Genomic DNA, 14906 nt, shown 5'->3' with positions numbered 1-14906 from the left:
GTAATAAGCTTAGACAGTGTTTTGGTAATTAGAATCGTCACTATAATAACGATTAAATGTGCAATTTAAGTAGATAAGTGTACTCAATACCGGTTGGGGGGAGAATTCACAGATCAGATTGGTCTAATCCTAGGTGGAATAAGTTAATCAGTGACTTTTGTTATAAGATATAAGTGTGAACCAAATCACCAGTAATATTAATAACTTTCACATTAATCCTCCAACTAGTATTTAATTTAACACTAGTATATTTTACCTTACATGCCTCGACCAAGTCCAATGCCAACCCCAATATACTCAACACCTTCAAGAGTTTCCCTCTTTAAGCAATTCCTACCATCAATAATAACAGGAGAATTCATAGATTTAACTTTTGAATGCCATTCGTATTCGACGATTTGTTCCCATTCTGTTACTATAACAGCTACATCAGACTTATATATAGTCTGATCAATATTATCGTAGTATTGGACTGGATGTTTAATCTGTTCTTTAGCTTCCTCAGTACATATTGGATCATAAGCTTTAATTATTATATTATTATTTGTCAAATCAAACAAATCATTGATAATCTTTACGGAAGGTGCTTCCCTCATATCATTTGTATTAGGTTTAAATGATAACCCTAATATCGAAATTGTTTTTCCTTGAATATCTGGAAATAGTTTGATTATCTTCTGAATGATAATATGGTATTGTGTTTCATTCACTTTAATTACTTCTTTCAATATACCGAATTCAAGACCGTTATTCTCATATATTTTCATTAAACCTAACGTGTCCTTAGGAAAGCATGCACCTCCAAATCCTATACCCGCATTTAAAAACTTATTTCCAATCCGGCTATCTGTACCTATACCTTTGGCAACTTGTGTAATATCAGCTCCGACATTTTCAGCTAATTTAGCCAACTCATTAATGTAAGATATTTTCATGGCTAAAAAGGAATTTGCTGCATATTTAATCAGCTCTGCACTTCTAATATCAGTCACTTGAATTGGTATATTAAAAGGTGCGTGTAAATCCACAAGTATTTCTCGAGCCAATTCAGAATCAACTCCGATGATAACACGTTCACCATTCAAAATATCATTAACAGCCGATCCTTCCCTCAAAAATTCTGGGACAGAAGCAACATAAATATCATTTCCTTCATCCACTTGCTTAATTAAGGAATAGACTCTTTCAGCGGATCCAATCGGAACCGTACTTTTATTCACAATAATTTTGGTTGAATTAACTGCTTCACCAATCTGCTTTGCTACTTGATCAATAAAAGACATATCTACGTTTCCATCAGGTAATGAAGGCGTTCCTACAGCAATCATTATTACTAAGGATTCATTTACTGCTTCTTCTAGATTTGTTGTAAAAAAAAGTCTTCCCTCTGAATTGTTCTTTATCATCAATTCTTCAAGGCCAGGTTCATAAATAGGACTGATCCCCTTGTTAAGGAGATCTATCTTCTCTTGATTATTATCAACGCATATAACTTTATGACCTATTTCAGCATAACAGACTCCCGTTGCCAAACCGACATACCCTGTTCCAATAATAGTAATATTCATAGTTCGCTCCTAATCTTCTAGCTTAAACTCATTAAATGAACCATCTTTATTCTCAATTTATTACGTATATTTTGTAAGTAGTTGACCATTATCCTTATACCACTTTATAAACATCTCAATTCCAGTTTCTATAGATGTTTTAGCTTGAAAACCACATAATTTATGGATCTTATTAGTATCAGAGAAGGTGATTGGAACATCTCCTTGTTGTTCAGGTAATACCTCAATATCAGCCTTCTTGTTTAAACCACCTTCAATAAGTTGAATTAAATATCTGAGTTCTACCGTTGTTGAATTACCTATATTATAAATTTCAAATGGTCTAGGATTATTTAAGACCCCAATTATTCCATCCACAATATCCTCTATAAATGTATAGTCACGTTTAGTACTCCCATCCCCAAACATTGTCAGCTTTTCACCACGATCAATCATTCTCGTGAATTTATGAATAGCCATCTCTGGCCGTTGTCTTGGTCCATATACGGTAAAGAATCGAAGACAAGAAATTGGAATTCCAAACAAATGTGAATATGTATAACAATGTAATTCCCCCGCCCGTTTTGTAACCGCGTATGGAGAAATCATTTGATTAACCGGATCTTCTTCTGAGAATGGAATCTTTGCATTAATTCCATATACCGATGATGAAGATGCAAATACAAAGTTTTTAATATTAAGTTCTTTGCATATTTCCAATAAATTAAGAGTACCCATGACGTTTACTGATTCATATAAGAGCGGTTGTTGAATAGATGGGCGAACTCCCGCCCATGCAGCAAGATGAACTACTTTTCTAGGTTTCTCTTTAAGAAAGACTTCTTTTAAGAATACAACATCTGTAATATCACCTTCATAGTAATTAAATAATGGGTTTCTCATAAATCCAGAAATATTATCTCTTTTCAGACTAGAGTTATAAAAATCATTGAAATTATCAATAACCACTACTCTCTCGTTATTTTTCAATAACTTATTAACAAGATGTGATCCTATAAATCCTGCGCCACCAGTTATTAAAGTTGTCATTTCGTTTCCTCTTTTCGCTCTTTAACAGAGAAATAAACTAAGCCTACTAAAACCAAAAATATCAACATACTGTATAAACCTGTAAATATCTTATCCTCTTTTAAATGCTTAATAAATGGACTAAACCAATAGTTCAAAAAATTGTCTACCTTGTCTTTCAATCTATAATCTATATTAATTCTATAATTATCACCTTCAGTTAGTCTAATATTATCAATTAAAAAAACTAGATCATTATCATTATCTAATGAAGGAGAATCGTTTGCCATTAGAAACAATTCACTAAGAGTTTGATTATCAAATTCGGATAGTGGAGTCCTCACGTGAATCCACTCATTCACTTTAGACTTGATAATATCATTGTCCCAGGTGATTTTAGACCAAGTAGGGTTTCCATCGACTATTCCTTGAACAGTTAGCCTCATATTGGTCTGTTCAGCACTTAATATATCGTATTCGAGAAAAGTAGTATCTTCTATGTTATATTCCAATTCTCCACTAATTGGAATATAGTTAACGAAATGGTCATCTGTAGAATCTGTTAATAGAGGACTTAAACTGACTTTTAACATCGATCCACCCAATAAGGGTTTAATTCCCAAATAACTATCGACAGTCTCGACGCCCCAATACTCAATATTCTGTTCACCACTACCACTTATATTAATATTTTGTTCTACTATGGATTTCAAAGCTAGATCAGGAGTTTGCTCTACATAATCACCTTGACCTTCTTGTATTATATAATTTCTGCTCTCATTAGCTTGTAGCATTAACGGGATAGTAAATATAATCTGATCATTTAATATCTCTTTACTGAAATTTACTTTTTCATCCCCCACACCCTTTACTATTAACTTCTGTGGAGTGTAACTAGAAAAGGGACGTTTGTGTATATCAATTCTGATTTGGGTTAAATCGGACTTTTCAAAACTATTTTTATTTTCTATAACTACTGAAGTATAACTTTCTTCCTTCCCTTCAGAATAATAATAAATAAATAGAGTTCCAGTTAACAAGAGCAGTGATAGAGTCACATATATAATCTTATGATTCTTATTCATAGTTCAACCTCATTGTTTGCTCGCATTTTTTTGACAATAAAAATAATTGGATAGATCAATGATGCAGCTAGTGCACTACGCAATAAACTTATTAGTAACTCTGAGGATATATATGAATCGGTAAATTCATATACAGAAGATACTTCTGTTGTATTTACAACGAATTTTGTAAGTAAAAGGAATAGATCATTATTCCAAAACATAGAATAAACTAGAAAAACTAAACCTTGAATAATATAAAAGGTAAACCATTTATATTTTTCTTCATATAGAAAGAAAAAAGGAATGAAAATTACAAACCACGAGAAATATTGTGGATGGAAAAAGCTAATAGAAAGCATGAAAGATATTATAATAAACATGTATTTCCAAGAATCGTTGTAAACATTTATTACCTTATCGTTAAAAAACAAAATCAATAACACAATAAGATAAAAGACAACAAACCAATAAATATTATGGCCACCTAATAAATTTGATTTGAATGCAAAAATAAAACTACCATGATCAGATCCAGCCACTGATGCCAAAGGAATATTAGTGCTCCCCATTAAACTAAATAAAACTGTAAGAATAATTGAGGGGATTATAGTAATCATTACTAATTTGATCTTATCCTTCGCCGTTTGAGGTACTATTAAAAGTAAGGGTATTAAGAAAAAGAAAAGATAAAGTCTTATTGTAATTCCAATTCCAAGTAATAAAAATACTGATTTGTATTTCTCTTTTTTCAAACAAACTAATAGTAATACAAGAAAAAATAGGGGTATGCTTTCATATCTCCCAAAAATATAAACTGAGTATATTAATACAATGTTGACCATCCAGAATTTATAGGCTAATATTGCAGCCTTCTTATTATCTTGAAATAAATACAATAAGACGACTGGGATAATTAGATCAAATATAAGATATGGAATTTTAAGAATAAATATAACCCCATACAGATGGTTAAATGACTCGGTAATGTATTGATAAGTAACATTTGTATAATCAGTGAATGACGTGATTTGCGATGGCATAATAAATATTTGCTTTATATTTACGAATATGTTGATAACCCTCAAAAATAATGCATGTAACACAGTGCTGCCTTGCTCATTAGAAAAAACTGCATTATAATTAAATGCTAAATCATACCCTCTCCAGTATACCGATATTATATCTCCATGAAAAAAAAATGGCATACATAAAAACCTTAACAACAAGCCCAACATCGTCCACTTTAATAGTGAATATTTCGTTTTAGAATCATTATAATAAAGCTCTCTAAATCTAGACATAATCTCACCTTCTCAACGACCCCGATTTTAAACTTAATAACCCACCTAGAATGACTACAATAAATCCAGATGAAAAAACTAAAAGAGATAATGATAGCGCAGTTAGACTGTCTCCATTCATACTAGCTAACAGCATCACATATACAGACTCTCTAACGCCTATACCTGAAATCGATATTGGTAGTGCAGTAACTAAAGTAGATACTGAAAATACTACTAATAAACTCATATACCCAACATTAAAGTCTAGTGCTAACGCACATAAGTATACGATAAAGGATGAAGTTATTTGAAATATTAATGAATATAATAATATAATTACATTATGTTTTATAAACAGTTGATCCCTCAGTAGTTTAACTACAGACAGAACCGCCTCTTTTGCTTCCTTTTTTTTGAATTTACTTAATACTATTTTCTCTAACAGAACAGACATTTTTTTATGGAAAAGTAAAAATAACAAATACGCTATAATTAGAGCTATCAATAGCAGACTAACTAGATAATTATCAATAACTTGGATATCGGCAAAATTTAGAGATATCCCACCTATAATTAATACTAAAAAAAGCGTTGATACTTTCTCAATTAATGTTGAACTTAAGGCTAGAGCTTTAATGTTTACTGCGGATTCCTTATTAATGCTAATATATCTGTAGACATCTCCACCTATCTTCCCTGGAGTTAAATAGCCATAGAAGTTACTAATCCAATTATTATATTGTGTTTTCCTATAATCCATTTGCACCCCGAGGCTTTTATTTATATAATGCCATTTATGCCCTTGAATAAAGATTGTAAGAACATTAATAAATAAGGCAAATACATAAATCCATAAATTCGTATTTTTCAAAGTAGCATATACCTCTGAGATAGGAAATCTACTTAACAACCATATTATCAGTATTACAGACACTGCCCACTTCAATATAGTTTTATATTTTTTCTTATTACCATTAGAATTAAGCATCTTATTCCAGCCTTCATATTAATTATCGCAAACCTTGTTATAAACACGTACCAGTTCCATGGAGATATCTTTCATATCAAACTCACTAAACACCCTCTCCTTTAGAGCCACTCCAACATCATTACGCTCCTCCTTGCTTAGATTAATCATTTTTAATAGCATATCAGTAAATGATGAATGGTTATTAATATCAGCATAATACTGATACTTATCACCTAAATATTGCTTATTTACAGGAGTGCCGAATGCTACTATGGGTAATCCCATTGCCATGTAATTAATCAATTTACCATTGGCTTCGGTTAAAGAGATTTTAGGTGTAACAGCTATGTCCAATAGAGATAAATAGCCTCCAATATCTTCATAATCAATTTTACCGGTAAATGACACCAACTGCTGAATTCCTAAATCTATGGATCTTTGCTTATATTTTTCTACATTAGGATATCCCATAATTAAAAAGTGCAATTCCTTAGAAATTGATTGCTCACTAATCGTTTTTATTGAATCCAACAAAATATCCATACCTTGATATTCATTTAAAGCACCTAAGAATCCAATTATAGTTTTATCATCAGGAATATCTAAATTTTTAATTAGTAAATGTTTGCTATCTACATCCAAATAATAGGTATTTAGACGATTTGTATTAATCCCATCATTAATTACGGTTATTTTCTGATTCGATATTCCAAAATGTTTGATAATAGATTGTGCTGTGTTTTCTGATGAAATAATTAGATGATCAGACCTTTTATATATGAATGATTCCAACAATCGAAAACACTTGTATATAATGCCTTTGGGTTTCATAAACTTATGACTAACCAATTCATCAACTAAGCTCCCTTGAACATCAAATATTACTGGAATTTTAAACAACCATTTCAAGATTATCGCTACAAAGGCACCCTCATGTAAGTGCCCATGTAGAACAACTGGCTTTTCTTTCCGAATGCATATCCAACACTTTATAAGTAAAAGTATGTCCACATAAAATTTATGATACGAAGGACCTGGTGATTGTTTCTTATACCAAGGTATATTCATCGTTCTTATAATATCTATCCCATCAATATCTCTACCTAAATGATATGTAATCAATTTAGTACTATACCCCTGAGCCTTAATGGCCTCTATTTCTTCAAGAATCCTCACATGACATCCTCTATCTGAGAAAAAGGGAGTTGGAGCAATCATCAGAATGTTTCTATTTTCCTTTATCATTTTATCCTCACTTTTCTTTTGTTGTCGCTATAAAAGTACTGTATTCAGTCATTTCATTCATACTAGTCAAGAACTCATCAACTACATAAATAGACTTCTTTTGTCCTTCATAGTATGTTCTCGTCTGAATTTCAGCAAGTAGTCCTGTAACAATCATTTGTATACCAGCTAAGAACAAAAAGATAGAACTAAGAAAAAAGGGGTTTCCTGTTATATTTAACGAACCATTATACTTCATAAGTATTGTAAGAATAAAAAATATAAACCCACCGCCTATTGAGTAAACTCCCATCTTACCAAATAATTGTATTGGTCTAGTTAGATATGACTGTAAAAATCTAACCGTTACTAAGTCCAATACAACCCTTATCGTTCTGGATATACCATACTTCGATTGACCAAACTTCCTTGCATGATGTTTAACAGGAATTTCAACAATTTTCGCACCGACCATACTACAAATTGCTGGAATAAATCTATGCATCTCTCCATACAAATAAATATTTTTTATAACCTCTGAACGATAAGCCTTCAGTGAACAACCGTAATCATGAAGTTTGACACCAGTCATTGTAGAAATGATCTTATTTGCAATTTTAGAAGGTATTTTACGACTTATAGTTTTGTCTTTACGATCTTTACGCCAACCACTTACTACATCAAAACCCTCATTAATTTTATTAAGCAACAACGGAATATCATCAGGATCGTTTTGAAGGTCCGAGTCCATACTTATTATGATCCTTCCCATTGCATAATCAAAGCCTGCCGCCATTGCGGCAGTCTGTCCGAAGTTTCTTCTAAATTTAATCACCTTAACTCTCGAATCCTTTTCCTGTAATTGTTTTAATACATTATAACTTCCATCTTTGCTTCCATCATCAACTAAGATAATTTCAAAATTCATATTCAATCTTTGAAGTGACGAATTGATAGATTCATATAATAAAGGAATACTTTCTTCTTCATTATAGATCGGGCAAACAACAGATAAATCAATGAATGTATCTTGTTTTTTTAATATCATCGTATGAACATCCCCCTAAAACTTCTGAATCAATTGATAATCCATATAAAATTTATTCTAAAAAGAAGAGTTCTATTACACATGTCACCAATAGATCTTCGTTATCTTATCACAAGACTTAATATGTCTTAGATATAAATTGTAATATCGCAACTAAACCTTAAATGAATAAGACTTATCACTTTCTAGCGAAAGATTTATATTATAGAATGGGTCTGCCTCTATAAATTCAGGCCATTTAGTTACCATGTACTCAATTTCTTTCATAAATCTCTCTTTCTTCTCTACTGTATCTTCAGCACCTCTGGTTTTTGACTCATGATGATACAAACTCACACTATTTAAGCAAACATTATAATAACCCTTTTCGATTAATTTCAGACAAAAGTCCACATCATTAAATGCCACAGAAAGTCCCTCTTCAAGACCTCCAACTTCAATAAACACTTCTTTTCTTATCATTAAGCAAGCAGCCGTTACGACTGAACAGTTCCGATTTGTAACTAACATCCCGAAATACCCTGGATCTAGTTCATTACGCGTTCTAAAGGCATGTCCAGCAACCCCACCTAATCCCATGATCACACCTGAATGTTGAATTGTTCGATCTGGATAATAAAGTTTGGCTCCAACTGCACCGGTATTATCACGTAGAGAATGACTGACCATTTCATTCAACCAATTAGGACTTATAATTTCTATATCGTTATTCAGTAATAATATTAGAGTCCCCTTTGATTCTTCGACAGCAATATTATTAATTCTTGAATAATTAAAAGGAATGTCTAATGTGATTATTCTGATCTTCTCACCCAAGAACTGCTCCCACTTATGGAACACAGAGAATGTTTTCTCTTCCTTACTTCCATTATCAACAATAATTATTTCGAAATTACTATAAGCTGTTTTGCTAACAATAGACTCTAAACATATATCTAGAATTTCTCCCATATCTTTAGTTGGGATAATAATGGAAACCAGTGATTCTTCCTTTAAATTATAATGTACTCGATACATGTTTTGATACCCTTCTATCTCTTCCACACGTCCGTCGATCCCTCGTCTATCTAAAGTATCTTCTAATGACCTTATTCCAGCATAGTGGGTGTAATTCTTAGCACCTGATCCTGAGGCAGTCGATTCAGGTATGCTTCTCCAATGATATAGAATTTGGGGTATATGGTATATCTGAGCAGTCAATTCAGTAAACCTTAGTACTAGATCGTAATCCTGACTCCCTTCGAACCCTTTCCGAAATCCTCCTAGTTGATCCACAATTTTTTTGCGATATATGCCTAAATGACAAGTATACATATTAGAAAGAATAAGATCAGGAGACCAATCTGGTTTAAAATATGGAGAGTGTCTCTCGCCATTAACTCCAATCTTATCTTCATCAGTGTAAATCATGTCAGCATCTGGGTGTGTATTTAATAGTTTTACTACCTCATACAACGCCGCAGGAGCTAATTCATCATCATGGTCTAGTAATGCAATGAACTCTCCAGTTGCTAATTCAATCGCAGTGTTTGAGTTCTCAGAGATATGTCCGTTCTTTTCTCTAAATATAACCTTTATTCGTGCATCTTTCGCTTTATACTCTGTTAATACCTTTTTAATATGGGGCTTAGTTGAGGCATCATCAGATATACATAGCTCCCAATTGGAATAAATCTGACCTACGACTGAATCAATACACTTCCTCAACCATATTTCATCAACATTATAAACGGGAAGAATTACTGATATTAAAGGATTATACTCAAATAGTCTCATACTCTCCTTAGCTTCCTTTATAGTATTAGCATTGATTGCATTTCGAATTAGCCACATTTCATAGCTATTATTAATGCTAGATGTCTCCCCCTGAACTGACTTTACTTTTTGTTTCAGGCCTTTTAATCCATGAGATTTATAAACAATAATAGCTTTGTGTATAAGTGTTCTTATTGTTCGGGCGTTAAACCCACGTTGTTTCATTAACTTAACGATAGATCCTATTAAAATGTAGTGTTTTAGAGTTTTCTTAATTTTTATTTTTTCAAGTTTAAATTCAGCCTCCTGTTCACCTGGATCTAATCGAAGCCGCTTAACACCTAGTGGAATATGAAATATTGTTTTATATTTACTTGCTCCTGCAGAAATCGATGCTAGATATATGCTTCTATCTTCAGAGAAACCAGCACCATCATCCCAATATAATTTAACCGGAATATTATCTGCACTTGCTGAATCCCAAGTCATAACATTCCAGCCACTAAAAAAACGTCCGTCCAAAATAAACGCTGGATCTACTCCTGTTGAAATCCATTTACCATTTAATTTCGCCAAATCTGAAACTGGGATAGCGTTCAATGTTGATTTAAAACCAATAAAACCAGCGATCGCTGAAATAATTCGAATAAGTATGCCTATACTCTTCAATACAATCCTCCTCATCAGGCTTATCTTGTTAGAGTTACTTACGTAGTATCTTCCTCATTCTAACAACTAATTTCCAAGCTTTTGAATTATAAACCTCTTTTAACTCAAGTTCTTTTGATAACAACACAGTAGTTAACTCTTTCTGAACATTTTCATTACTTTTTATTATCCCAGTTAAAGTCTCTACTCTAGCTTCCGTTTCATAATTCATTGCTCTTAAAAATTCCATCTCATTATGCAAGTCTTCTAATATTTGTTTGTTATTAGCTAGAGTTTCATTAAGAGTCCCATTCTTCGTTAACTGGTTCTTATAATCTGCGTCAATCGAAACAATCTCTTTTTGCTTACTTGATAACTTACTCACAAACAATTTAACAATTTCATCTTTAGATAATTTAGAAACATCAAATTCTACCTTCGATATATTCATTTCAGACCCCAATTTCAAAATAATATTAGGATCGTCCTTTTCAAACCAAAAAACATTAGATGCTTCAAGATCAAAATTCCCTACTATTTCGAAATTAATTAACTCATCACTAGTAGTTTCGGTAAGTTTAATGTTTTCCACTTTATAGATCCCACTATAATTCGAAGGATCTATTCTTATACTTTGAATCCCCTCAGCATAATGAAGATCAACTGAAACTTGCTTTGTTAACTCTTTATCATTATTGAATGGAAAACTCTCGCTCTGAGATTCAGAAAATCCCTGTCCAGAATCTATAAATATTTGGATTTTATCCTCACTTATTAGAGCTGCCCCATCCTTCTTATCCATCATTGAAAATAGACTATAAAATGTCCTTTCCATCATACCGAGCTTGTTCAAAGTTGTCAGGGGGACTTCTGAAGATGTTCTTTCCAAGAGATTACACTCTCTATTCTTTTCTAAAACAACAACTTTTCTATAAGATTCTTCCGTGTAATCATAATCAAATAGATTAGAATTATAGAATATGTCTATTTCTTGACGGTAAAGTCCCAGTTCATGATGTTTGGCTGCAAAAAAGTGAATTCCCATTAACCTTTCCCAAATATCGATATTCCCATGACCGATCATCTTGTAGTTTATATCTTTCGACTTGAGATAATCTTTAAGAATATCTTTATCTGGTAGGCCATTATCCATATGCTCTTCAAGCCATATATAGTTTTCATTAAAGATACTCTTGTACACTGAGTTCACTCTAGATTCCGCATCTACCGTTTGTTGAGAATAGAAGGGTGCGGTGATAATACAAAATTGGGAACTGACACGGTATAACTCATCAATAAACTGATTTCTCTTCTCCATTGGAATATGTTCAAACACATCCAATGCAACAATCACATCATACTCATGATCTGGAAAACTCATGCTAGTAGCGTCGCCTAAAATATAATTTGGATCATTCATTAACTCTTCTGGTAGTTGAATATCTAAATAGGTTATCTTATCCTTAGGTAGGAACTGTTCTAAATTCCGATGCTCATTTGCACCTACCTCTAGAATACGAAATGTTTCATCATCCACTCTTAAATCATTAATAATGTTCCGAACATTGTTATATCTTTGATACTGGTCAAATGCCACACCCATTCTGTAACCTCCATACTCAATTATCTTTCCTATTTAATGACTTCCCATCTATGCTTCATATATACTAAGCCTTCCGAAATATATTTATTCGTTATATTAAAGTCCACAACATTCTCTTTGTAGTGTAGACATACTATGCCTTCATTATTAAATATCCCTACATCAATATGAAAGGTTCCCCCAAGTAATGGTAGGCTAGATATAATATATTTCACTTTATGTCTGCCTAATCTATTCGGAATATCAATCTTTTCTAGATGGGTATTTGGTCCAAAAATATATTTGCGATCTGGCGTATAAATAGCTACACCCAATAATAACCCTTCTATAGCGTCTTCGTAGACTTCATATTCCACTTCCACTTCTAGTTCATCAAACGTTTTAAAACTATTCTTATTTAGTTTCACTTTTGTAATTGCCGATAATATATCCGAGTCGCTCGGCTTGACGAAATCCTCTGGTTGTGAACTTTCGGTTTGGTCCTGTCCAGTTGTAATCTCACCATTAGGACTATGCTCAGTGTTGTACTTCATGAAATCTTCGTATAAATCAGCTATTTCAGAAGATTCTCCTGAAGCTTGCACTATCCCATCCTTAAGCCATACCGCTTTATTACAGAACCTTTTCACTTGTTCAGTGGCGTGGGATACAAATAATATTGTTGTCCCTTTGTTCTTTAGCTCTTTCATTTTCTCAATACATTTCGTTTGAAAACGTACGTCTCCCACAGCAAGCGCTTCATCTACAATCAGTATATCCGGATCTACATTAATAGAAACAGCGAAAGCCAATCTGGCAAACATACCACTAGAGTATATCTTGACAGGTTGATCAATAAATTCACCGATATCCGCGAATTCAATAATATCATCCATTTTATTATCGATTTCTTCACGGGTAAATCCCATCATCAGACCATTTAAGTATACATTCTCTTTGCCACTATACTCTGGATTGAAGCCCGCACCTAGTTCCAATATCGCTGATATCTTACCTTTTACTTGTATAGTTCCACTTGAGGGAGATAAGACTCCTGTTATCATTTTCAATAAGGTTGATTTCCCAGATCCATTCTTTCCGAGAATCCCAAGTGCATCACCCTTCTCAACCTTAAATGATATACCATTAAGAGCTTTGAACTCCTTATGATACATTTTATGAGTCGGCGAGATCGCTTCTTTTAGACGGTCTAAGGGCTTATCGTATAATTTATAAGATTTAACAACATCTTGAATTTCGATTATATGGTTCAAACTATATTCCACCTTTACACCTTATATTACATCTGCAAAATGAGGTTTTAACTTTTTAAAACTTTTAATTCCAATCACAAGTGAAGTTGCACAAAACATCCAAAAGTAAAACGTATAATATGGATGATCAATAAAGGCAACCTGCCTAATGAAGGTATCCCTATATCCTTCCACAATGTAGAACATTGGATTTAACTTGAAAATTTTGATCCAAAAGTCAGAGATCATGGTATATGGCCATCCAATCGGAGTGAACCAAAATCCAATTTGCAAAACGATAATTATAATTTGATTTAAATCCTTAAAGAATAATACAATAGAAGATGTAAGTAATGATACCGAGAAGGCAAGTGCAATGGTGCAAATCAGATAATAGATCAATTGAACATTATAAATGTTCGGATAGTATCCATATCCAGTGTACATTAGAAATATAAATAAGATGAAAAATAAATGTACGAATAAGACAGATATAATCTTAACTACCGGTAGCAATTCAATCTTAAATACAACTTTTTTCACAAGATAACTATATTCTGAATACACGTTTGTAGCACTTGATAGGGCTTCCGAGAAGAAAAACCATGGAATTATAGCGACTATAAACCAAAGTATAAATGGGACGTCCGATACACTACCACTTCGCAAACCCACTTGGAATACAAACCAGTAGGTAATAATAGTAAGCAACGGCTGTATGAATCCCCATACTATCCCTAAGTAGGATGATGCATATTTAGTTTTAAAATCATTTTTGGCTAGGCTGATAATTAACCGTCTTCCTTTATATATCTCTTTCAGAAATCTATATACATCTTTGACGGAATTTATAATATACAAGCTAACTAGAGTAGTTATAATGCTAGCCAATGAAGCGAAAATGACTTTGAGAACGCTACTACCATTTAATGCAGCATCAATCCGTGGTTTTATATCCAGTACTAAATATGGATCCAATTCAGCTACTTGTAGTTTCGTTTGTTGATCCTTCTGGCTTATTACCTTCACTTCGTTTTGCTGATTGATGATTTCATTAAGAGAGATGCTTACTTTGGAGTTTCCTATTAATTGAACATCTTTAATACTAACTAAAGCCTTCTGATTACCCAAATCTAATCTAAGGGAATACACATCCTTGGATAAATTATATTTCATGGTTTGCCAGGTTCCTGAGTGTTCATAAGCCTGATGATGAGATTGCTCCTCAGCCCACCCTTCGCCCTCTTTAGTAATATAGAATAGCTGGTAATCATCTGGTTGATCAGAATTCAACTGAAATTGAAAACTTAATTTAGAGTCACTATGTTGATAGGAAGTAAACATATTAAAAAAAAGAAACAGTAGCACGAGTCCTATGACAGTAAGTATTGTTTTTTTAAATTTCATTCACGTACTCCTTCGATCCAATAGCAAATTTGGGAATTCCACCTACAGTAATTCTTGGTGTTCTGTTTTATTTCCAGGCCCTATGTTAAAATA

11 protein-coding genes are annotated in these 14906 nt (G+C 32.8%); all 11 read right to left on the bottom strand.

What is annotated here, in order from left to right; genetic code table 11:
* Nucleotides 1–257: 257 nt before the first annotated feature.
* On the bottom strand, nt 258–1568 hold the full coding sequence (locus AC1TO8_RS16115; RefSeq protein ID WP_482056642.1) for a UDP-glucose dehydrogenase family protein: 1311 nt from the start codon (nt 1566–1568) through the stop codon (nt 258–260).
* 60 nt (nt 1569–1628) lie between these two features.
* Nucleotides 1629–2597, bottom strand: coding sequence for a GDP-mannose 4,6-dehydratase (locus AC1TO8_RS16110; RefSeq protein WP_482056641.1), 969 nt, complete (start codon nt 2595–2597; stop codon nt 1629–1631).
* Nucleotides 2594–3661, bottom strand: a complete 1068-nt coding sequence (locus AC1TO8_RS16105; RefSeq protein ID WP_482056640.1) for a hypothetical protein — start codon at nt 3659–3661, stop codon at nt 2594–2596. Before AC1TO8_RS16105 ends, AC1TO8_RS16110 begins: the two co-directional genes overlap by 4 nt.
* Entirely contained in the window at nt 3658–4944 is a 1287-nt protein-coding gene (locus tag AC1TO8_RS16100) for a hypothetical protein (protein ID WP_482056639.1), read from the bottom strand. Before AC1TO8_RS16100 ends, AC1TO8_RS16105 begins: the two co-directional genes overlap by 4 nt.
* 4 nt (nt 4945–4948) lie before the next feature.
* Entirely contained in the window at nt 4949–5914 is a 966-nt protein-coding gene (locus AC1TO8_RS16095) for a lysylphosphatidylglycerol synthase transmembrane domain-containing protein (protein ID WP_482056638.1), read from the bottom strand.
* A gap of 18 nt (nt 5915–5932) precedes the next feature.
* A complete protein-coding gene (locus AC1TO8_RS16090; protein WP_482056637.1) occupies nt 5933–7141 on the bottom strand; it encodes a glycosyltransferase family 4 protein in 1209 nt (402 codons plus the stop codon).
* Between the two features lie 7 nt (nt 7142–7148).
* Nucleotides 7149–8168, bottom strand: coding sequence for a glycosyltransferase family 2 protein (locus AC1TO8_RS16085; protein WP_482056636.1), 1020 nt, complete (start codon nt 8166–8168; stop codon nt 7149–7151).
* A 153-nt stretch (nt 8169–8321) separates the two neighbouring features.
* On the bottom strand, nt 8322–10592 hold the full coding sequence (locus AC1TO8_RS16080) for a glycosyltransferase family 2 protein (RefSeq protein ID WP_482056635.1): 2271 nt from the start codon (nt 10590–10592) through the stop codon (nt 8322–8324).
* A 34-nt stretch (nt 10593–10626) separates the two neighbouring features.
* On the bottom strand, nt 10627–12174 hold the full coding sequence (locus AC1TO8_RS16075; protein ID WP_482056634.1) for a class I SAM-dependent methyltransferase: 1548 nt from the start codon (nt 12172–12174) through the stop codon (nt 10627–10629).
* A 29-nt stretch (nt 12175–12203) separates the two neighbouring features.
* Nucleotides 12204–13427 (bottom strand): ABC transporter ATP-binding protein, encoded by a 1224-nt coding sequence (locus AC1TO8_RS16070; protein ID WP_482056633.1) that lies wholly within the window; start codon nt 13425–13427, stop codon nt 12204–12206.
* A 21-nt stretch (nt 13428–13448) separates the two neighbouring features.
* A complete protein-coding gene (locus AC1TO8_RS16065; protein ID WP_482056632.1) occupies nt 13449–14813 on the bottom strand; it encodes an ABC transporter permease in 1365 nt (454 codons plus the stop codon).
* Between the last annotated feature and the right edge of the window lie 93 nt (nt 14814–14906).

The organism is Paenibacillus sp. Y859, assembly GCF_056786405.1.
This window is presented reverse-complemented; position numbering and strand designations above follow the sequence as displayed.